This window comes from Acinetobacter sp. SK-43 (genome assembly GCF_015351505.1).
Classification (GTDB): domain Bacteria; phylum Pseudomonadota; class Gammaproteobacteria; order Pseudomonadales; family Moraxellaceae; genus Acinetobacter; species Acinetobacter junii.
On record NZ_JADKPY010000071.1, the window covers coordinates 22,846 to 45,540 of the forward strand.

The 22,695-nt window shown below is 37.8% G+C and carries 18 protein-coding genes; 14 read left to right on the forward strand and 4 right to left on the reverse strand.

Going from position 1 to position 22,695, the window contains the following annotated elements; genetic code table 11:
* Window positions 1-14: 14 nt before the first annotated feature.
* The 4 genes from purD (at window position 15) to IRT38_RS13210 (ending at window position 4,541) form a co-directional block, all read left to right on the forward strand.
* Window positions 15-1,301 (forward strand): phosphoribosylamine--glycine ligase, encoded by a 1,287-nt coding sequence (purD, locus tag IRT38_RS13195; RefSeq protein WP_194597957.1) that lies wholly within the window; start codon window positions 15-17, stop codon window positions 1,299-1,301.
* A gap of 581 nt (window positions 1,302-1,882) precedes the next feature.
* Window positions 1,883-2,755, forward strand: a complete 873-nt coding sequence (locus IRT38_RS13200; RefSeq protein ID WP_004955163.1) for a MetQ/NlpA family ABC transporter substrate-binding protein — start codon at window positions 1,883-1,885, stop codon at window positions 2,753-2,755.
* 68 nt (window positions 2,756-2,823) lie between these two features.
* The gene (locus tag IRT38_RS13205; protein WP_004912274.1) at window positions 2,824-3,849 is read left to right on the forward strand and encodes a methionine ABC transporter ATP-binding protein; all 1,026 of its coding nucleotides are present in this window, start codon (window positions 2,824-2,826) and stop codon (window positions 3,847-3,849) included.
* Window positions 3,846-4,541: a methionine ABC transporter permease gene (locus IRT38_RS13210; protein WP_004912277.1), complete on the forward strand. Its 696-nt coding sequence runs from the start codon at window positions 3,846-3,848 to the stop codon at window positions 4,539-4,541. The genes IRT38_RS13205 and IRT38_RS13210 overlap by 4 nt, the downstream gene beginning before the upstream one ends.
* Window positions 4,542-4,597: 56 nt before the next feature.
* Here the strand turns inward: IRT38_RS13210 and IRT38_RS13215 are convergent, their stop codons facing one another.
* Window positions 4,598-5,467: a hypothetical protein gene (locus tag IRT38_RS13215; RefSeq protein WP_004962983.1), complete on the reverse strand. Its 870-nt coding sequence runs from the start codon at window positions 5,465-5,467 to the stop codon at window positions 4,598-4,600.
* Entirely contained in the window at window positions 5,461-6,447 is a 987-nt protein-coding gene (locus IRT38_RS13220; RefSeq protein WP_194597958.1) for a hypothetical protein, read from the reverse strand. Before IRT38_RS13220 ends, IRT38_RS13215 begins: the two co-directional genes overlap by 7 nt.
* A gap of 369 nt (window positions 6,448-6,816) precedes the next feature.
* Here IRT38_RS13220 and gloB point away from each other — a divergent pair, with 369 nt between their 5' ends.
* The 8 genes from gloB (at window position 6,817) to IRT38_RS13260 (ending at window position 18,174) form a co-directional block, all read left to right on the forward strand.
* On the forward strand, window positions 6,817-7,548 hold the full coding sequence (gene gloB / locus IRT38_RS13225; protein WP_151738640.1) for a hydroxyacylglutathione hydrolase: 732 nt from the start codon (window positions 6,817-6,819) through the stop codon (window positions 7,546-7,548).
* Between the two features lie 297 nt (window positions 7,549-7,845).
* Window positions 7,846-8,052, forward strand: coding sequence for a hypothetical protein (locus IRT38_RS13230; protein ID WP_004676939.1), 207 nt, complete (start codon window positions 7,846-7,848; stop codon window positions 8,050-8,052).
* 297 nt (window positions 8,053-8,349) lie between these two features.
* On the forward strand, window positions 8,350-9,732 hold the full coding sequence (gene ahcY / locus IRT38_RS13235; RefSeq protein WP_194597959.1) for an adenosylhomocysteinase: 1,383 nt from the start codon (window positions 8,350-8,352) through the stop codon (window positions 9,730-9,732).
* A gap of 74 nt (window positions 9,733-9,806) precedes the next feature.
* Entirely contained in the window at window positions 9,807-10,643 is an 837-nt protein-coding gene (gene metF, locus IRT38_RS13240; protein WP_004912291.1) for a methylenetetrahydrofolate reductase [NAD(P)H], read from the forward strand.
* Between the two features lie 22 nt (window positions 10,644-10,665).
* Entirely contained in the window at window positions 10,666-11,385 is a 720-nt protein-coding gene (locus tag IRT38_RS13245; RefSeq protein ID WP_194597960.1) for a 16S rRNA (uracil(1498)-N(3))-methyltransferase, read from the forward strand.
* A gap of 116 nt (window positions 11,386-11,501) precedes the next feature.
* Window positions 11,502-14,378, forward strand: a complete 2,877-nt coding sequence (locus tag IRT38_RS13250; RefSeq protein WP_194597961.1) for an EAL domain-containing protein — start codon at window positions 11,502-11,504, stop codon at window positions 14,376-14,378.
* A gap of 189 nt (window positions 14,379-14,567) precedes the next feature.
* The gene (locus tag IRT38_RS13255; RefSeq protein WP_194597962.1) at window positions 14,568-16,838 is read left to right on the forward strand and encodes an NADP-dependent malic enzyme; all 2,271 of its coding nucleotides are present in this window, start codon (window positions 14,568-14,570) and stop codon (window positions 16,836-16,838) included.
* A 94-nt stretch (window positions 16,839-16,932) separates the two neighbouring features.
* Window positions 16,933-18,174, forward strand: a complete 1,242-nt coding sequence (locus IRT38_RS13260) for a multifunctional CCA addition/repair protein (RefSeq protein ID WP_194597963.1) — start codon at window positions 16,933-16,935, stop codon at window positions 18,172-18,174.
* A gap of 64 nt (window positions 18,175-18,238) precedes the next feature.
* On the opposite strand, the gene tsf is transcribed toward IRT38_RS13260, so the two are convergent.
* Together tsf and rpsB are read right to left on the reverse strand one after the other, a co-directional pair.
* Window positions 18,239-19,117, reverse strand: a complete 879-nt coding sequence (tsf, locus tag IRT38_RS13265; protein ID WP_004955180.1) for a translation elongation factor Ts — start codon at window positions 19,115-19,117, stop codon at window positions 18,239-18,241.
* 137 nt (window positions 19,118-19,254) lie between these two features.
* Window positions 19,255-20,007, reverse strand: coding sequence for a 30S ribosomal protein S2 (gene rpsB, locus IRT38_RS13270; RefSeq protein ID WP_004912304.1), 753 nt, complete (start codon window positions 20,005-20,007; stop codon window positions 19,255-19,257).
* Between the two features lie 223 nt (window positions 20,008-20,230).
* On the opposite strand from rpsB, the gene map reads away from it, so the two are divergent.
* Window positions 20,231-21,055: a type I methionyl aminopeptidase gene (gene map, locus IRT38_RS13275; protein WP_194597964.1), complete on the forward strand. Its 825-nt coding sequence runs from the start codon at window positions 20,231-20,233 to the stop codon at window positions 21,053-21,055.
* 191 nt (window positions 21,056-21,246) lie between these two features.
* A complete protein-coding gene (locus tag IRT38_RS13280) occupies window positions 21,247-22,392 on the forward strand; it encodes an OmpW/AlkL family protein (protein WP_194597965.1) in 1,146 nt (381 codons plus the stop codon).
* Window positions 22,393-22,695 lie beyond the last annotated feature (303 nt).

Genomic DNA, 22,695 nt, shown 5'->3' on the forward strand with positions numbered 1-22,695 from the left:
GAAATAAATTAATAATGAATATTTTAGTTTTGGGTAGCGGTGGCCGTGAACATGCACTTGCATGGAAAATCGCACAAGATGCACAAGTGACTAAAGTTTTTGTTGCGCCAGGCAATGCAGGCACTGCAACTGAAGACAAATGTGAAAACGTTGAACTTGATATTCTAGATAATCCAGCAATTATCGCTTTTGCCAAAGCAAATGATGTTGCTTTAGTGATCGTAGGACCTGAAGCTCCATTAGTAAATGGTGTTGTGGATGCAGCACGCGAAGCTGGTCTAAAAATTTGGGGTCCAACTCAATACGCAGCTCAGCTTGAAGGTTCAAAAGCATTCGCTAAACATTTCTTAAAACGTCATAACATTCCAACTGCTTTTTATGATGTATTTACTGAAGTGGATGCTGCGAAGGCTTATGTCGAGCAGAATGGCGCCCCTATTGTAATTAAAGCTGATGGTTTAGCTGCAGGTAAAGGCGTTATCGTTGCGATGACTAACCAAGAAGCATTTGATGCCATTGATGATATGTTAGCGGGCAACAAATTCGGTGATGCTGGATCACGTGTTGTGATTGAACAATTCCTCGAAGGTGAAGAAGCAAGCTTCATTTGCATGATCGACGGTAAAAACATTTTACCGATGGCAACTTCACAAGACCATAAGCGTATTTTTGAAGGTGACCAAGGTCCAAATACGGGTGGTATGGGTGCGTACTCTCCTGCTCCAGTTGTTACACCGGAAGTATTTGAACGCGTAATGAACGAAGTTATGCGTCCTACTGTTGATGGTATGGCAGCAGATGGTCATGTTTATACTGGTTTCTTGTATGCTGGTTTGATGATTGATGAACAAGGCCAACCACGTGTGATCGAGTTTAACTGTCGTTTTGGTGATCCTGAAACTCAACCAATCATGATGCGTTTAAAATCATCTTTAGTTGATTTGATTGAAGCTGGTATTGCTGGTAACTTACCAAGTGAAGCTGAATGGGATGATCGCAAATCAATCGGTATTGTACTTGCAGCTGAAGGATATCCTGAAACTGTACGCAAAGGCGATGTGATATCAGGTATTGGTCAATCTCCAGAAGATACAAAAATTTTCCATGCAGGTACTGCAACGACTGAAGATGGTCATGTGATTACTGCAGGCGGTCGCGTGCTTTGCGTGACTGCGCTTGGAGACACCGTTCTAGAAGCTCAAATCAATGCACTAGAAGTATGTGGTCAAGTGACATTTACAGGTATGCAGTATCGTAGTGATATTGGTTATCGCGCAATTGCACGTGAAAAAGCAGAATAAGCTTTGGTTAATTAACAAAAGCCTTCTTCGGAAGGCTTTTTTATTCTTTAATTAGCATAAAAATCATTTCCTTATTCATTATTTAAATATTAAATTCAGAAAAATATATATCACTAATTCAATAAAATCTGACATTTCCACCATTAGAAAAAACTACAAAAGTATCATTTATTTACTTTTACCAAAATTAAACTATTTTTCTAATAATCATATATTTATACCCACAAGTACAAAATAGAACACTATAACAGAACCCGAATTATTGTTATGATTGCCAAAATTTTCGGCGAGTACTTTTAGTTATATACATATTTTTTTATATATGAATAAGAATATGAAATTTAACTCGAAAAGTATCAGCTAATCTCGATTTGATATGAAAATTATTGAACTAATGTGCTTAAGTCAAATTCTTAAGATCAACGTTCTTAATTTTCTGTTGTTGCAAATAATTCGATCAGTCGCCTGTTCATAACACTAAATTTTGAACCGACTCACCTCTTTGTAACAAGAACCCTATAGCTCTTAAGTAATGCATTAGCGGATTATTTACTAAGCATTATTCCGATTAGGATTTACACATGAAAAAGCTAATTAGTCTTTTTTTAAGTGTGTCTGTGTTATTACTTGCAGCGTGCAGTAAACAACCTGACACCAAAGCAGAACAAAAAAATGAAGCGGGTGGATTACAAACCGTTGTAATGGCATCAACAGGTTCAGATGCTGATATTTGGCGTTTTATTGCGACCTTGCCAGAAACTAAAGCTGCTGGTATCAAGCTTGAAGTGAAAAACTTTACAGACTATGTAGCAATGAATACAGCTGTAGCAAATAAAGAAGTTGATGTGAATGCATTCCAATCATATGCTTACCTTGTTGCTTTCAATGCTTCAAATCAAGATAAGATTGCACCAGTTTCAACGACGTACTTAGAGCCTATGGGCATCTACTCAAGCAAAGTCAAAAAGGTCGAAGAGTTTGCTGAAGGTGCTTCTATCGCGATTCCAAACGATGCAGCAAACGAAGCTCGTGCGTTATTGTTATTACAAAGTGCTGGTTTGATCAAACTAAAAGCTGACTTTGATCCAGCAAAAGGCACACCAAGCGATATTATCGAAAATACGAAAAAACTCGATATTAAACCAATTCAAATGGCAACTGCTGTACGCGTTAAAGATGAAGTTGATGCGATTGTATTGGGGAATACCCTTGCAATGGAAGGTGGTTTAAATGTTCTAAAAGATTCTATCTTTTATGAACCAATTGACCAAAGCACGAAGCTGAATGTCAACATTTTAGCTGTAGCTGATTCAAGAAAAAATGATCCTGTATTACAAAAGCTAGGAACTCTTTATCACACTGAAGCGGTGAAAAAATATGTTCAAGAACATTTTGCTGGTACGAAAGTTGACGTGAATAAACCTGTTAGTTATCTCACAGAAACAAATTCGTAATATAATCTGTATAGGAAACAGGCAAATCACTTTGCCTGTTTTTTTCATTTTTGCTTAGTATTGACGATATGATCCAATTTAAAAATATTTCAAAGCATTACCAGCTAAAAGGTCAAACGATCAACGCTCTGGATCAAATTAATTTAGAGATTCCAGAAGGCAGTATATTTGGCATTATTGGGTATAGTGGTGCGGGGAAAAGTACGCTAATACGTTTGATTAATCTGCTTGAACGCCCTACTCAAGGTCAAGTCATTATCAATCAGACTGATTTTACGGCTTTAGATGCCCGTAGCCTTCGTCAAGAACGTGCAAATATTGGCATGATCTTTCAACATTTCAATTTATTACAGACCAAGACGGTATCTGAAAATATCGAGATGCCACTAAAATTACTGGGTCATAGCAAAGTTGAACGTGAAAAGCGTTTGAATGAGCTGTTAGACTTTATTGACCTAAAACATAAGAAAGATGCATATCCAGATGAGTTGTCTGGCGGTCAAAAGCAACGCGTGGGTATTGCACGTGCACTGGCCAATCATCCTAAAATCCTGCTTTGTGATGAGGCAACTTCCGCTCTAGATCCTCAAACCACAAAATCTGTACTAGCATTATTAAAGAAGATTAATAAAGAGCAGAATATTACGATTGTTATGGTGACCCATGAAATGGATGTAATTGAATCTGTTTGCGATTATGTTGCGGTCATGGAAGCGGGCAAAGTGATTGAAACTGGTCCAACTTTAGATATTTTCAGTCAGCCTCAACATCCCACAACCAAAACCTTTATTCAAACTGTTTTACAACAGCAATTGCCGATTAATATTTTAGATAATTTAGAACACCAAAATCACAATAGTATCTATAGCTTGCAATTTCTCGGCACGTCAGCCCAAGAAACTGTTATTCAAGCCGTCATTAAAAAATTCGATATCAGCTTAAATATTCTTTTTGCAAACATGACTGAAATTAATGGCACTGTAATCGGACAAATGTTTATTCAACTTTTGGGCGATCAACTCATCATTCAGGAAGCAATCAAATTTCTTGAGGGTCAAGGTGTAAAAGTTGAGCAATCAGGAGTCAGTCAATGAGAGATTTAATTGTACAGTGGCTCACTGAAGTGACAGCTCCTTTTTGGAAAAGCGCTTTAACAATCGACCAGTTTGTTACAGCATTGCAAGAAACATTTCAAATGGTTTTCTTCGCCTTATTGTTCGGCTGCATTTGGGGATTCATTCAAGGCATAACTTTAGTTGTTACGCGTACAGGTGGTATTTTACAGAATAAAGCAATTTACTATGCCATAAACCCCATCGTAAACGCACTCCGCTCTTTGCCCTTTATTATTTTACTGATTGCTGTTATCCCTTTGACTAAACTGTTAGTCGGTACATCAATTGGGACATGGGCTGCGATTGTGCCTCTAACGATCTATGTAGGACCATATTTAGGTCGTCTCATCGAAACATCTTTACTTGAAGTTAACGAAGGGATTGTTGAATCTGCACAAGCAATGGGAGCTTCGCCTTGGCAAATTATCTTCAAGTTTATCATTCCTGAAGCACGTAGCTCCCTTATCCTTAACTTAACCACTGGCACAATTTCTTTAATTGGCGCAACGGCGATGGCAGGTGCAGTTGGTGCGGGCGGTATTGGTGATTTAGCGATTTCATACGGTTATCAACGCTTTGATACTAGTGTGGTCATCTTAACCGTGATCGTGCTATTGCTTTTAGTTCAATTCGTTCAATCTTTTGGTGACTGGTTAGCTAAACTTCGATAAGTTAAAACATCAAAAAACTCTCAAAATGATTTTTGTTTATTTTGAGAGTTTTTTATTTACATAGGATAGTAAATCTCATTTGCAGCCTTGAAGGTATTTACATGTAATGGTACCAAATCCTCTAATTGTTGATATCCACCAGCCAAAACAAACAAAATTGGGATTTTCATTTTTTTTGCCATATCAAAAACCAAATAGTCTCGAGCATATAACAATTCTGTCGTAAACCATTTAGACCCATACTTATCATGCTGATGGCAATCCATCCCTGCTTGATAAATAATTAAGTCTGCTTCCCAACGAGAAGCGTATTGAAATGCCTCAAATACGGCTTCTCGATATAAATCAAAATTTCCATTTTTTGGATGAATATAGCGCGTCAGACTACGCTCACCAGCTTTACAACCGAATCGAATCCCAAAAATTCCAAAATTCACAAGATTACTCAGGCGGTTAGTAAAAATGGCAGTACCATCACCACCGTGTTGGTCACAATCCAAAATAAAAATGCGCTTTTCTGGATATTGTTTTGCCACCAATGCTAGGCCATTAAAAGTACAATATGCAGCACCCGACTCATAACTAGCATGATGAAAACCTTGGGCAATATTGGCTGCCACACCCTCTTTAAAAGCGATCTCAGCAGCAACCAACTGTCCTGCTTGTACTGACAAAATTGCATCACGTAATTGTTCATTCCACGGTTTAAATCCTTGGATAGTTGCGAAAGAACTTTCACCTGTTACAAAGGCGTCAACAAACTGAGGGTTGTGTAACTTTTTTAAAATCTCAACATCTATTATTCCAGGATCAACAAATTCTACCATTTGTTGCTGGTGCAAGACCTCCGCCACAGCTGAAAGCTTCTCCATACTGTTGGTATGTGTCTTTGCGTAATATCGAGGTGAATAACAAGCTTTTAGCATGGATGCTCTACGCATAACTGATCTCGAGCAATTTCCATCAATTGACTCAATTCAGTTGAATCAGGTCTAAATAGCCCGTTATCGACTTGTTGCTTGAAATGATAACCAAAAGCGCGCGCTCGATTTTGAGGAGATACAGCTAATGTCGTCAGTCTTAAAAACCAAAAACCATTCATCTGAGAAATCGGAATCACATAACCTTTATATTGTTTATTTTTTGATTTCTCTAAGTTCTCTATCTCATATTGTGCAGAAAACAGACTCCCTGCTGGTAACCGTACACCATTCATGATCAAAGGAACTAAACTGATACAGGAATGATTATCACCCATATTCATTTTTTCCATCATTATCGGTTGATCATGTTCATCTACAAAAATATTTATCTCGCCTTGTCTAAGAAGTCGATGATGTGCAATTCTTAAAAAGAACTTCTCCGCCATTGGACAAGAACCCACTTTAGGCTTCTCGGTCAGCGCAAGACATTCAATCATATCTAAGGCTGTTGAATCTTGTGGAAGAATAATATCTGCAAGTAACTGACATATCAGTATACTTTCTTCTAACTCTGCATATTGATGTAGTTTTCTTAATTTCGATTGAAAATCATATTCTTGTTGCAGGTTTTGGGTAAATGTTTCTTGGGGATTCAAACGAGTTAAACTCTCAATCACTTGTGGATTTTGATCCAAATTGCGCCATGTAGATAACTCCAAACCATATGACGAAGATTGATTTAAAATATTTCTTAGTGCTTTGGTATCGTAGTCATCAAAAATGCGTAAGTCTTGAAAGCCAATTAAATCACGTGGTTGTGAAACAAACTCAGCTATTACCCGTGTGGCTTGTGTATAACCACATCCCCGTCTTTCAGTTTGATGACTGAAATGTTCATTCAACATTTCAGTGAGTTTTGCTGATAAGGGATGCAAATATTTTTTAAAAATAGTGACAACTTCATGATCAACTAATTCAGACATAATCCCTCCTCATTCTTCTTATATCCCACAAGCACCACTTCATCCTTTTCATATATTCATAATTATTTATTTAGATATATTAGCTCGAGTTTATTATTCAAATATCGAGTTTCCGTTCTTTGTCAAAGCCCCATAGAAATCATGATCTTATAAAGACTTCTGATCTCATATTCATGCAATTTACTACACTTGTCAACCTTAAATACAACCCTAGATTTGATAGGTCATATAATGACGTGAAAGGTCAATAAGTCACTTGATAAGCTGTTCATGCTTTTGCACTTGTCACAATTTGGACTTACACTGTTAAGTAATGATTTTCTGATTGATCTACAAAAGTTATTTTAATAACTGTTTTAGGGATAGTTTATGCAATACAAAATCCACGTTATCGATGTTAAAAACAACCTAAAAAATTACATTTGGTTGTTAGAAGACACACGTACAAATGAAGTGATTGTTGTAGATCCAACAGAAGCGAAACTAGTCACGGATTTTTGTGAAACACATCAATTACACCTTAAACAAATTTGGCTGACGCATTGGCATCCTGATCATACAAATGGCGTAGAAGGCTTGTTGGCTGAGCAAAACATTCTGGTTTATGGTCCGCGTGATGAACTCAGCAAAATTCCCTACCTTTCAAACCCTTTACAGCATGATTACCATTTTTTCTTTAATGATTTAAAAATTGAAGTGATTGCAACTCCTGGACATACTTTAGGTCATATCACTTATTTTATTGAAGAAATAGATTCTTTGTTTTGTGGAGATACTTTGTTTGCAATGGGATGCGGTCGCTTATTTGAAGGTACTGCTGAGCAAATGTATCATTCATTGAATAGATTGGCAGCTTTACCTATTCAGACAAAAGTATATTGTACTCATGAATATACACTTTCGAATGCTGAATTTGCGTTAACCATAGAACCTCATAATATTGCTCTTCAAGAACGTTTCGAGCAAGTAAAAATGCTAAGAGAATCAGATCAAATCACTCTACCCTCTACGATAGAACTTGAGCTAGAAACTAATCCATTTTTACGCACAGAAAATGCTGAAGAGTTTGCCCGCATTCGTAGTCTGAAAGATCAATTTTAAAATTTTAGGTTAATCAATAATTTCATTTTCCAACCTAGCCATATTGTGGAAAATGAAATTATTTTTTACATATATTTTCCCAGATTTATTGCTTTTCAGCTTATCGAATATCACTTAAATATTTTATTTTTTCAATATAATACAATTATTTATTTTTTTAATTCTCAAAAATTAGTATTAAAAATTTACTCTAGTTTTACATTATTTACATCTAGAAAAATAAATATATGCAATCCCCCTTTAAAAAAAATTCATCAACCCCTATTAATGAACAATGATTCACAAGGAGTACTGGTTATGAAAAACAGAGTTGTTAAAGCAAAAAATTTATTGGCTTTCCGTATTTGGTTAGAAAAATTAGGTTATTCGGTGAAAAATTTAGCAGACAATCGCGGGTTCACTTTCAGTTTTAAAAAAGAATACGGCTTGGTTACTGGTGACTTATCAGGAAATGCTTTAGCAATGCAACTCGGTGAAGAATTTGAAGACCATTTAAAAGCATAATGTTCATACTAATTATTTAGGGTTTCAAACGGACATGAAGCCCTAAAGCATAAAAGAGACCAAATCAAATTTTGCTTTTTAATTTCAATCTCTCACTTTATAACCATCTCTCGAAAAAATAACATTGGAACAAAACAGTTTTCCAAGTATTATAATGTCCTAGTCGAGGGATGCTGCGACATTTGATTTATGACTATAAATCACATGCCAGGCTCGACGATCGGTTAAACATTCGTTTGAACCAACAACGGCATCCGCGAACTGAATGATCAATACTATTTTTTCTAGGAGATCCTGATGAACGCGGTGAATGCTTCATTTACAGATTATAAAGTTGCTGATATTTCCCTTGCTGACTACGGTCGTAAAGAGATCAAACTTGCTGAAGCAGAAATGCCAGCTTTGATCGGCTTACGTAAGCGTTATGCAGCTGCTAAACCACTTGCTGGCGCTAAAATTTTGGGTTGTATTCATATGACAATCCAAACAGCAGTTCTTATTGAAACTTTGATTGAACTCGGTGCAGAAGTTCGTTGGACTTCATGTAACATCTTCTCAACACAAGACCATGCTGCTGCTGCAATTGCAGCTCGTGGTATTCCTGTTTTTGCTTGGAAAGGCGAAACTGAAGAAGAATATGTGTGGTGCTTAGAGCAACAAATCAATGTGAACGGCAAACCTTGGGATGCCAACATGATTTTGGACGATGGCGGTGACTTGACTGCACTTGTTCATGACAAATACCCTGCTCTTTTAGAGCGCATCCACGGTATTACTGAAGAGACCACAACAGGTGTACAACGTTTGTTGGAAATTTGGAAAGATGGTTCTCTTAAAGTTCCTGCAATCAACGTTAATGACTCGATTACTAAGTCTAAAAACGACAACAAATATGGTTGCCGTCACTCATTAAATGATGCAATCAAACGTGCAACTGATATGTTACTTTCTGGTCGCCGCGCTTTAGTGATTGGTTATGGCGATGTAGGTAAAGGTTCAGCTCAGTCTTTACGTCAAGAAGGCATGATTGTTCGTGTGACAGAAGTAGATCCTATCTGTGCAATGCAAGCATGTATGGATGGTTACGAGGTTGTTTCTCCATATAAAAATGGCGTTCAAACTGGCAAGAAAGAAGACATTAACCAAGACTTGTTATCAAATACCGACCTTGTTGTCACAACTACTGGTAACTACCACGTGTGTGATTCAGCAATGTTAGACAGCTTAAAAGCTGGTGCTGTGGTATGTAACATTGGTCACTTTGATACTGAAATCGACACGGCATACTTACGTGGTTATAAATGGGTTGAAGTGAAGCCTCAAGTTCACCAAGTGTACCGCTCAGAAGATGAAAATAACTATCTCATCCTTTTATCTGAAGGTCGTTTAGTGAACCTTGGAAATGCAACAGGTCACCCATCACGTGTTATGGATGGTTCTTTTGCAAACCAAGTGCTCGCACAAATGCATCTTTTCGCTGAGAAATTTGCAGATTTACCAGCTGATCAAAAGCAAGCGGCGATTCGTGTTGAAGTTCTTCCTAAGAAATTAGACGAAGAAGTTGCAGCGGCAATGGTTGCAGGCTTTGGTGGTGTAGTAACTCAATTAACTCAAGTTCAAGCTGATTATCTAGGTGTACCTGTTGAAGGCCCATTCAAATCTGACGCTTATAAATACTAAGACAATTAGGGCAGACGTTTCACGGACTGCCCTTTTTTATAAAATCTTCTCAGTAATTTATAAAAGGATTTGAAATGACGAAACGAGTGCCTATTTCTTTCGAGTTTTTCCCACCGAAAACTGATGCTGGTGCAGAAAAATTACGTGTTGTTCATCAAGAGTTACAACTTCTCAACCCTGAGTTTTTTTCTATTACTTACGGTGCCGGTGGCTCAACCCGTGAACGTACTTTAGCAGCGATTAATGATTTTAATGGTAAGGGCACACCAGTTGCACCTCACCTTTCTTGTATTGGTGATGACAAAGCACGTATTGCTGAACTTCTTGATCTTTACAAATCACAAGGAATTGACCGCATCGTTGCACTAAGAGGTGACTTGCCTTCTGGTCAGGTTGGCTTAGGTGAACTTCCGTATGCTCAAGACTTAGTTCGATTCATACGCGAACATTCAGGTGATCATTTCCATATCGAAGTTGCTGCGTATCCTGAAATGCATCCACAAGCTGAAAGTTTTGATGCAGACATCCAACGGTTCGTCGAAAAAGTACAAGCTGGCGCAAATGCAGGAATTACCCAATTCTTCTTTAATCCTGATGCATATTTCTATTTCATCGAACGCTTAGCGAAATCAGGAATTAATATTCCTATCGCACCGGGTATTATGCCGATCACAAATGCAAGCAACTTGATTCGTTTTGCGGATGGTACAGGTGCAGAAATCCCACGTTGGATTCGCAAGCAACTTGCAGCTTATGGTGATGACAGCGCAAGCATTAAAGCATTTGGTCACGAAGTCATCGTTAACCTTTGTGAACGCTTAATTGCTGGTGGAGCACCTACGCTACATTTTTACTCAATGAACCAAACTGAACCAACCCGACAACTTGTTGTTGATTTAGGTTTAAACTAATTTCTACGAGCACGACCCAAGCATGAATCGTTTTTATATCGAAACTGAATTAAATACTGGCAACACGATTGAATTAACTGAGTCAGTATTTCATCATTGGGTTCGTGTACTTCGTGCGAAAGTACAAGAAAAAGCCATCTTTTTTAATGGAAAAGGTGGTGAATATCGTGTAACGCTAACTGAAATTAACAAGAAAAATGCTTTCGTATCTGTTGATCATTTTGAAGAAATCAATCGAACTGCACCATTCAAGGTGATTTTGGGTCAAGTGATGAGCAAAGGTGATCGCATGGATTATGCGATTCAAAAAGCAACTGAACTTGGTGTAACAACGATTCAATTATTAACCAGTGATCGTTGTGAAATGCGTCTTAAATATGACCGTGATCAAAAGAAATTAGACCATTGGCAATCAGTTGCAGTCGCAGCCTGTGAACAATGTGGAATGAATATTGTGCCTAAAGTTTTAGCTCCAATTTCAATCGAGGAATGGATTCAAACAGATCTGCCAATATCGCGTTTTGTAATGGCGCCGAACAAAGATCAGAAAAATGTATTACTAGATGCACAACTAGAACTCGCTTTATTGATTGGCCCAGAAGGTGGTCTGAGTGAATCAGAAATTGGGCTATCGAATCAACATGGATTTGTAAATTGGTGTATCGGAGATCGTGTTCTAAGGACAGAAACAGCTCCGGTCGTGGCTTTATCAATTTTAAATTATCACTTTGCTAGCAATTGATACATTTCATTTGCTTTCAGTTGTGTTTAGCGTTAATTTAAAACAAAACTCTATAGTGTTTACAAAAAAATAAAGACTGTGAACACTGATAAAAAACGAAAAGGATTATTCTTTATATGTCAGGGGTTCTGGAAAAAAATTTGCCACAATTTATATATACGGATCAGATTAATTATCCTAACCATATACGTCTATTTGTTGTAAGCGTAATCTTCATTATTTTAATCGATTATTTTTTATTCGGTTTTTTCTATTCATTTGATTTAAACATCTTCTCTATTTGGACGATAAGTTCACTAATTGTATTAAGTATTTTTTTAATTATCTGTAACTTCTCGCTTAAACATTACACATCCGTTCGTCATGCTAAAAAAACCAATCTGACTTTTCAACTGATTTGTCTTTGTATAGGTAGCTTACTGGGTGTAGGCAGTGTGGTTATTAGCCAACTGCTTATTAAAGATGTTCCCCATCTCTCACATTCTCACATTCTCACATTAACTGCACTACTCCTCACTTCATCACACATTATTTCGCTGACCTTTTTAACTCAGCATATTCGTTATTTTTTCTTGTTTTTTATTCCTAGTGTTTTCCCTCTTGTTCTTTCTCAGATTATAAACAGAGACCAAGAACATACTTTGTTTTATGTAGCCTATTATTTTTCTTTTGTTGCAACTTTATTATGTGCACATGCAACGTTCAAAATTCATAAACGTTTCTTTCAAGTCCTTGAAAAAAATAAGCAACTGATAGATGTTGCAGAACAACATAACCAATGGACTGAAGAGCTATGCCAACAATTGCAGCGAGAAGTAAATAAATCTAAAGATATCGAGGCACAACTGCAATTCAACAACCATTTATTGGAACAGAAAGTACGTGAACGGACATACGATCTTACTAAGATGAATGAGCGACTCGAAGAGCATCGTCAAAATTTAGCATTTGCGCATGAAACTGCTGGAATCCGTCCATGGGAATGGAATCTTGAAGAGAATACGGTTGGTGTAACAAATTCTCACCAAAAAGAAGTGACACGCAATTCAGAGAATCATTACGAACTATTGATTAAAATCGTTCATCCTGATGATGCTGAACGTGTAAAAAATACGATATATAGTCATTTGTGTGGTCAAACCAAACGTTATGAAGAAACCTTCAGAATAAAACGTTCGAATGGTGATTGGAGTTGGATTCATGATGTTGGTCAGGTGATTCAGCGAAATCCAAAAGACGGTACTCCACTAAGAATGGTTGGTATTCATCGAGACATTAATCAAGAAAAGAAAGATCAAGAACGACTAAAATTAGCCGCAAGTGTTTTTGAACAAGCATCTGAAGGTATTTTTATTCTAGATGAAAACTTTAACTATCTTGAAGTCAATCCAAAATATGAACAACTTACTGGTTTAGACAAACAATATATTTTGAATAAACATTTATTCGAAATCACAAAACAGACGAAACAACATCACTTAAATTTTCATCTCTCTATTCTCGATACTTTACATGAAGAATTTGAATATGAAGGAGAGTTCCAAGAAACCTATCTATCTGAAAAATCTTGTTTTCTTTGGATACATATCAATGCAGTTAAAGATGAGTCTGATCGAGTATTAAATTATATCGGTATCGTTTCAGATCAAAGTGAACGTAAACACCAAGAACAACGCTTATCATATTTAACCAATTATGACACTTTAACTGATCTACCAAATCGCTTTTATTACCATCAACAACTCCATCAATACTTGGTAAATGAAGCATCGATTCAGCATCTAGCCGTCATTCGCTTAAATATAGATCGATTCCGTGCATTAAATGAATTATTAAGTAATCAAGCTGGTAATGAGCTTTTAAAACAAGTTGCACAACGCCTACGAATCAGCAATATAGATGCATTATTGGTCGCTCATTTAAGTGCTGATGATTTTGCAATCATCTATGAAATGTCCCCTTTGCACCCTCCAATTCATCAAATTTGCAATAATATCGTGGAAGCCTTTAGCAAACCTTTCTACATTGCAGATCAAGAACATGTGGTTAGTATCTCGATTGGTGTTGCAATTTACCCTGAGCATGGACGTCAAGTAGATAATTTAAATACTCACGCAGAACAAGCACTCACAGAAGCCAAACGTTTAGGTGGAAATACCATCCGTTATTACTCAAGCGAACGCACAAACTTTGTGGCTAAGCATACGGATTTAGAGCTTGATCTAAGAAAAGCAATTCAAAATAAAGAACTTGTGGTGTATTACCAACCAAAGATAAATACTCAAAATTCCAATATTACAGGTTTTGAAGCTCTGATTCGTTGGAAGCATCCAACAAAAGGCTTAATCATGCCTGACATCTTTATTCCAGTTGCTGAAAGTACAAGTCTAATTTCTGATATTGGTCGTTTTGTACTTTATGAGGCAGCTCGTCAACTTCAAGTTTGGCAAAAACTTGGCTTTGTCCACATACACGTTGCTGTGAACATTGTTGCTCAACAAATCTTGCGGGGACAATTGCTTCAAGATATTGATGCTGTGTTAGATCAATACTCAATTGGTGGGGAAAATCTTGAATTAGAAATCACTGAATCTGCGTTTTTAGAAAATACTGAAAACGTAAAAATGGTGCTTTGTGCACTCAAAGAACGCAATATTTCAATTGCATTAGATGACTTCGGGACTGGTTATTCTTCACTCGCCTACCTAACCGAATATCCAATTGACATTTTAAAAATTGACCGTACATTCATTTCAAAAATTGGTGATCCAAAGCAAGATGCGATAGTTAATGCCATGATTGCCATGGGTAAAACCATTGGCTTAAAAGTTGTTGCTGAAGGTGTAGAAACTGAACAGCAACGTGACTACTTGAAGCGACAAAATTGTGACATATTACAGGGTTACTTATTTGCGAAACCTTTAACTGCTTCGGATGCTACAGACTACTTGCAACAACACATGAGAATGTCAACCGCGAGATATTCCATATAACGTTACAATTCGAGCTTTTTGAATGTTTATTTTGATCAAAAAATAAATTGTCAATAAGCACATACGTTCAGTGAAAATAAGCTATTTTGACTGGGCGAATGCGTGAACTAGTGCTATATTCTTGTGCACTTATCTTAATATAATAATCAGACATATATCCTGATTATTATCGGAACAATCGAGACTCAGATGGACGATCAATCTTTAAAACAAGCCGCTTTGTATTACCATGAATTTCCAACCCCAGGAAAAATCAGTGTGACACCTAGCAAGCAACTCGTTAACCAACGAGATTTAGCGCTTGCATATTCTCCTGGTGTTGCTGCTCCATGTTTGGAAATCGAACGTGACCCTTCTGCTGCTGCGAAATACACAGCTCGCGGAAACCTAGTCGCAGTCGTGAGTAATGGTACCGCCGTGCTTGGTTTAGGTAATATTGGTCCTCTTGCCTCTAAACCTGTAATGGAAGGTAAAGGCGTTTTATTCAAGAAGTTTGCTGGCGTTGATGTTTTCGACATCGAAATCGCTGAAAATGATCCGGATAAAATCGTCGATATCGTGGCATCTCTTGAACCAACATTTGGTGGTATCAATCTAGAAGATATCAAAGCACCTGAATGTTTCTATATCGAGAAAAAATTACGCGAACGCATGAAAATTCCTGTGTTCCATGATGACCAACACGGTACAAGTATTATTGTTGGTTCTGCACTTCTAAATGCATTGCAAATCGTAAATAAAAAAATCGAAGATATTAAAATTGTCGCTTCAGGTGCGGGTGCAGCTGCCCTCTCTTGTTTAGATTTATTGTGTGCACTCGGTGTAAATAAACAAAATATCATCGTAGCTGACTCTCGTGGTTTACTCACAACTTCACGTGATGGTCTTGATGAATCAAAGAAACGTTATGTACAAGACATTCAAGCAACGCAATTACATGAAGTAATGGCTGGCGCTGATATGTTCTTAGGTCTTTCAGCAGCTGGTATTTTAACCAAAGAAATGGTTAAAGAAATGGCTGAAAACCCAATTATCTTTGCTTTAGCTAACCCAGATCCGGAAATTTTACCTGAGCACGCACATGAAGTTCGTCCTGATGTCATTATGGCAACTGGTCGTTCAGACTATCCAAACCAAGTAAACAACGCGCTTTGTTTCCCATATATCTTCCGTGGTGCACTAGACGTCGGTGCAACTACAATTAATGAGGAAATGAAGATCGCATGTGTACATGCAATCGCTCGCATGGCTCATATTGAAGCAGATGCTGCAACGTATGGCGAGAAATCAGCTTCATTTGGTCGTAATTATTTAATTCCTCGCCCACTTGATCAACGCTTGATTCTTGAAATTGCACCAGCAGTTGCTAAAGCAGCGATGGATTCAGGTGTAGCAACTCGTCCTATCGAAGATTTCTCAGCTTACCGTCAGCGTCTTTCTGAGTTTGTATACAACTCAGCATTCTTGATGAAGCCTATTTTCTCTCAAGCTAAATCTGATCCTAAACGTATTGCTTATGCTGAAGGCGAAGACGAACGCGTGTTGCGTGCAGTACAAATCGTTGTTGATGAAGGCCTTGCTAAACCAATCTTGATTGGCCGTACAACTGTGATCGAAGCGAATATCAAGAAATTAGGCTTACGCTTACAACATGGCATAAACATTGAAATCGCAGATCAAGAACAAAACCCTTTATATGAAGAGTTCTGGAAAGACTATTATCAAACGATGCAGCGTAAAGGTGTAACAGTTGAGTATGCTCAGCGTGAAGCACGTCGTCGCTCAACACTAATCGCAGCTTTGATGGTGAAGTTTGGCAAAGCTGATGGTATGTTGTGTGGTACTTATTCAAGCTACGATATCCATTTAGATTTCGTTAAAAATGTCATTGGACTAAAAGAAGGTCGCAGTACATTCTTTACTTTAAATGCGCTTATGCTTGAAGATCGCAACTTATTTATTGCTGATACCTATGTAAATACTAACCCTACTGCTGAACAGCTTGCTGAAATGACAATTTTAGCTGCTGAAGAAGTTCGTCGCTTTGGTATGACACCTCGTGTTGCTCTGCTTTCTCACTCTAGTTTTGGTAGTGATCAGTTTGACCCAAGTGCTCAAAAGATGCGTGAAGTCTTCCGTTTACTTTCAGAACAAGCTCCTGAGCTTGAAGTTGAAGGTGAAATGCATGGTGATGCAGCATTAGACGACAATATTCGTCATTTTGCATTCCCGAACTCACGTTTTAAAGGTTCAGCAAATCTTTTGATCATGCCTAATCTTGATGCAGCGAATATTTCATTTAACCTCTTAAAAGCAACTTCTGGTAACAACGTTACTATTGGTCCTATTTTATTAGGTGCTGCTAAGCCTGTTCATATTTTAACCCCAACGGCAACAACACGTCGTTTAGTTAATATGACAGCATTGACGGTTGCAGAAATTCAGCAAAGTCAAAACTGATTATCTTAAGCAGAGCTTTTCGAGAAAAGCTTCGCTTAATGCTTGAGAAAACCTCTATTCTGTTGCATGATTGTGTGAAGAATAGAGGTTTTTTATGCAAGTTTATTTAGTAGGCGGTGCTGTCAGAGATCATTTACTTGGGCACCCCTATCACGAAAAAGATTACGTGGTGGTCGGAGCAACACCCGAACAATTACTCGCCGATGGATTTCAACCTGTAGGTAAAGACTTCCCTGTATTTCTTCATCCAAAAACAAAAGAAGAATATGCTCTCGCGCGTACAGAACGTAAGTCTGGCGTGGGATATCATGGATTTCAATTTCATACCGATAAAACAGTCAAATTAGAAGAAGACTTAATACGTCGTGATCTCACCATCAATGCAATGGCAATGGATGAAAATGGAAACATTTATGATCCCTATGGTGGTCAAGATGATCTTAACCAAAAAATTCTTCGCCATGTCTCAGATGCTTTTATTGAAGATCCACTTCGTGTTTTACGCGTTGCAAGATTTGCTGCACGTTATACAGCTTACGGATTTAAGATTGCTGAAGAAACATTAAACCTAATGAGTGAAATCGCAAGTTCTGGTGAATTAGATGCACTAACACCTGAACGGGTTTGGAAAGAAACCTCTCGTGCATTGATGGAAGATCATGCCGATGTGTACTTTCAAACGCTCAGAGACTGTAATGCTCTCAAAGTTTTGTTTCCTGAGATTGATGCATTATTTGGTGTTCCACAACGCCCCGAATTCCACCCAGAAATTGACTGTGGTATTCATACATTAATGTCATTAAGACAAGCCTGTTTAGCAAATTACGCCCTAGACGTTCGTTATGCAGTACTTGTACATGATTTAGGGAAGGCGCTCACACCTGCTGAGGAATTACCCAAGCATATTATGCATGAAGAAAGAGGTTTAAAACCTGTTGGTGATATTTCTGATCGCTTAAAAGTTCCTACACAGCTCAAGAACTTGGCGCTTATCGTTTGTAAAGAACATTTAAAATGTCACCAAGCCAAAAATCTTAAACCTGGCACGCTATGGCGCTTATTACAACGTTTAGATGTATTACGCAAACCTGAGAAGGTTCAGGCATTTGTACAGGCATGTGAATGTGATGCCAAAGGTCGTTTAGGTTTAGAGAATCACCCCTATCCACAAGCACAATACATCTTAGATGCGATGGAAATTGTGAGAAAAATACGTGCTCAAGATTTACCGCCAGATATTCAAGGTGTTGAAATAGGTGAAATGTTGATTCAATATCGCATTGATGCTTTGGCTAAATTTAAAGAACAGCATGATGAGCCATCATCTACATCATAATTTTGCATAAAAAAAACCCAGTCAAAAGTGACTGGGTTTTTTTATTTTACTGATTCAATAAAAATTATTGAGCAGCAGCAGCTTGAGCAGCAGCAACTTCATCAGCAAAGCTCATTTCAGCTTTCTTCTCAATACCTTCGCCTACTTCGAAACGAACGAATTGAGCTACAACTGTACCAGTTGCTTTTAATACATCAGCAACTTTCTTGTCGTTGTCGATAACATACATTTGACGATCAAGAGCAACTTCGTTCAAGTATTTTTCTACTGAACCAGTTACCATTTTCTCAACGATGTTTGCTGGCTTGCCAGATTCTAACGCTTTCGCTTCAGCAATTTCTTTCTCTTTAGCGATTAAGTCAGCTGGAACAGCTTCAGCATTTACTGCAACTGGGTTGAACGCGGCAACATGCATTGCAATACCTTTACCAGTATCTGCATCACCTGTATAAGAAACAACAACACCGATTTTTAAACCGTGCTTATAAACAGCTAAGTTTTCGCCTTCAACGATTTGTGCACGACGAACTTGGATGTTTTCACCGATTTTTTGAACAAGCGCAACACGAGCTTCTTCTACAGTAGCACCGTCTTCAAGCTTAAGTTCAGCAATTTTTGCTGCATCAGTTTCGCCAGCAGCAAGAGCAGCTGTAGCAACTTTGTCAGAGAAGTTTTTGAAGTTGTCGTCTTTAGCAACGAAGTCAGTTTGACAGTTAACTTCAACAAGAATCGCTTTGTTACCGTTTTGAATGATCGTGATCGCACCATCAGCAGCAATGTTACCAGCTTTTTTAGCTGCTTTTGCTTGACCTGATTTACGAAGGTTATCAATTGCAAGTTCGATATCGCCGTTTGCTTCTGTTAATGCTTTTTTGCATTCCATCATTGCAAGACCAGTACGGTCACGTAATTCTTTTACCATGCTTGCAGTAATTGCAGTCATGTTGATCTCCTAAATCGGTAGAAAATAAATCTGTTCAACAAAAACGGCCCAAAGAAACTCTGGACCGTTTGCAATCTCGACGCTTTAATTTGCCACCATTACATGTCGCAAAAATGACAAGCTTGCGTCAAAACGCATTAAGCCTCAGAAGCGTCTTTCGCAGCGTCATCGCCTTTTGCTTGAGCGTTCGCTTGTGATTGAGCGTATTCTTTACCAGCAATGATAGCGTCAGCCATAGCTGAAGCGTATAACGTTACTGCACGGATCGCATCATCGTTACCAGGAATAACGTAATCTACGTTATCTGGGTTTGAGTTTGTATCAACGATACCGATTACAGGAATACCTAAGTTTTTAGCTTCTTTGATTGCAATCGCTTCGTGGTCAACATCGATTACAAATAATGCGTCAGGTAAACCACCCATGTTCTTAACGCCGCCTAAAGCACGTTCAAGCTTGTCCATCTCACGAGTACGCTCTAAAGCTTCACGTTTAGTAAGCTTAGCAAAAGTACCATCTTGAGATTGAGTTTGAAGATCTTTTAAACGGTTGATAGATTGGCGAAGAGTTTTCCAGTTCGTCAACATACCACCTAACCAACGGTGATCTACATATGGTTGACCAGCACGTTGAGCTTGTTCACGGATGATGTTAGAAGCAGCACGTTTCGTACCAACGAATAATACTTTGTTCTTTTTGCTCGCCAAGTTGTTAACGAAGTTCAATGCATCATTTAACGCAGGAACAGTGTGCTCAAGGTTGATGATGTGAATTTTGTTACGCGCGCCAAAAATGTATTGACGCATTTTTGGGTTCCAGAAACGAGTTTGGTGACCAAAGTGTGCGCCTGCTTGAAGAAGGTCGCGCATGCTTACGTTGTAATCTGCCATTTTCTTTACCTTAAAGTTTGGGTTAGGCCTCCATATATCCGCATTCTCCACCTATTGCTAGGCACCCAGAGTAATGTGACGATATATGTGCGGATTTTGTATAACTACTTATCAATTTTTCGAACCACTTCTTATTTAGAAAATAGTCACGAAAAGCATTTGATAAAATAGGCGGCTATTTATACCATAGACGCTTGCGAATTACCAAAAGTTTTTAGAGATCATGAACACGACTTATACAGCTCCTCGTCGATTAATCAAAACTCCCGATGAAATTGAAAAAATGCGCATCGCGGGGAAATTGGCGGCTGAAGTTTTAGACATGATTAAACCGCATATTAAAGCGGGAGTGAGTACTTTAGAACTCGATACAATCTGTCGCAATCATATTGAAAATGTACAAGATGCTATTCCTGCTTGTGTAGGTTATGGTGCAGCTCCAGGTCGACCTGCATTTCAACATTCAATTTGCACATCTGTTAACCATGTCGTTTGTCATGGTATTCCATCTGAAAATAAAATTTTAAAAAACGGCGATATCCTAAATATTGATGTCACAGTAATCAAAGACGGTTATCACGGCGATACCAATATGATGTATATCGTAGGTGGTGAGACCTCTATTTTGGCAAACCGTTTGTGTCAGGTTGCACAAGAAGCCATGTATCGTGGTATGGCGACTGTACGTGATGGTTCTTATTTAGGTGATATCGGACATGCTATTCAACAATATGTTGAGTCTGAGCGTTTTAGCGTAGTTCGAGAATATTGTGGTCATGGTATTGGAAATGTGTTCCATGATGAACCACAAGTTCTACACTATGGACAAAAAGGTACAGGAATGCGTTTAGAGGCTGGCATGACCTTTACTATTGAACCAATGGTGAACGCTGGCGTTTGGCAAACAAAATTATTAGGTGATAAATGGACTGTTGTCACAAAAGATCATAAATTGTCTGCTCAATACGAACACACCATCTTAGTGACTGAGACTGGAATTGAAGTATTGACAGCTCGCCCTGAAGAAGATCTTTCACGTTTTCAATAATTCATTTTTAAGGGTGGGTACTTAAGTACCCACCCTTTTTAGCGTAAAAATCACTCAATTTTAATCTAATTACTACAATTTTTTTCATAGTTATAACAATTATAAATTCTATCTATACAAATTCTGCATAAAAAAACGTTATGGTGAGCGCAAGAAAAATCCTTACAAACTTTAGGACATGGAGTCCCAAGATGATGAAGAAGTCATTTGCATGCCTGATTACAACAGGTTTATGTGCCCTTCCTACACTTACTTTTGCAGATTCACCATATTTTAGCCTCAAAGATGGAGATGGGTTTAAGCGCTTCTCTATTTCAGCTGGTCCCCTATATGTAAAACCAACGGGTAAAGGACAACCTATACGTGTAAATACCTCTGTTGCAGAGGGAACCAAAACCAAAGTTGGAGATGTCAAAGGCGATTCTGTGTTAGACGCGATTGATGAATCACAACCAGAAGCTACAGCTAAAAAAGCTATATTAAAAGGCGTTCTTGATCTAGAAAGAAATACACTCCTTAATTTGGGTAAAGAAGGTATTGTCTCTTATAAAGGTGATGATGGAGCACAGTACCTCAGAGCGAGCACTGCAGGTACAGCAGAAATCAATGGTTTATCTTCATGGGAAAATCAAGGTACAGGTCTTGAAGCCGATGATGTTCTAACCTTAGGGATCATGACAAGTTATCATTTTACAGATAATCTGTCGTTGGAAGTTAAAGCTGGTATCCCTCCTAAAGTAGATATTCAAGGTAAAGGAAAAATTTATGCACCTTTAACAGGGATCGCTACTCCAGAAGGATTAGGTGTAGTAGTTGGTGATCTTCCATTAAAGAAAGATATTTTCATTACGGACTTAGAAGCCCATAAAAAGACATCTTCCGCACGTGCTTGGACACCTGCATTCGAACTCCAATACCGCTTTGGAAAAACCGGTATAAATAAATTTAGACCATATGTTGGTTTAGGGTTCATGTATGCTTACTTCAGTGAACTAGAAATGAACCCAGACTTGGAAAAAGATCTTGTCAATGCTGGTCATATGATTGTCAATATTAAAGACGGTAAAGCTGGCGCAGCTCTAGACCAGAAAAAAAGCTCAGGAAATCCAAAAGTTAAGTTAGATGCTTCAGATACTTTTGCTCCTGTAGCAACGGTTGGTTTTACCTATGATTTTAATGAAAAATGGTACGCTGTAGGCTCTGTATCTTATGCTCACTTAAGTACTGATGCTACTATTACTGTGAATGATTCAAAATATGGGGAATTAATTAAAACCAAAGCAGATATCGAAATTAATCCTATTTTAGGTTATGCAGGTATCGGCTACCGTTTCTAATCTTTTCTTTTTATCAAAGCAGCTTCGGCTGCTTTTTTTCGATCGCTATGTTTTTAATCAAACTGTATAAAAATGATGCACCATTTAAAAACAACTCATTCAATATTGCCTTACAGTTGCTATCACATTTCCTGTTTTTAAAATTTAAGCAACTGCCCACTCGGAATCTATAACAATAGAATAATTAATTTTCGCGATTTAAATTAGAATTTTAAATTGTTCTTTTGGTTAAATATTTTTATTGGCACATCCCTTGCATACTTCATAACATACAGAATCAATGTCGATTCAAAAAAATTTGTT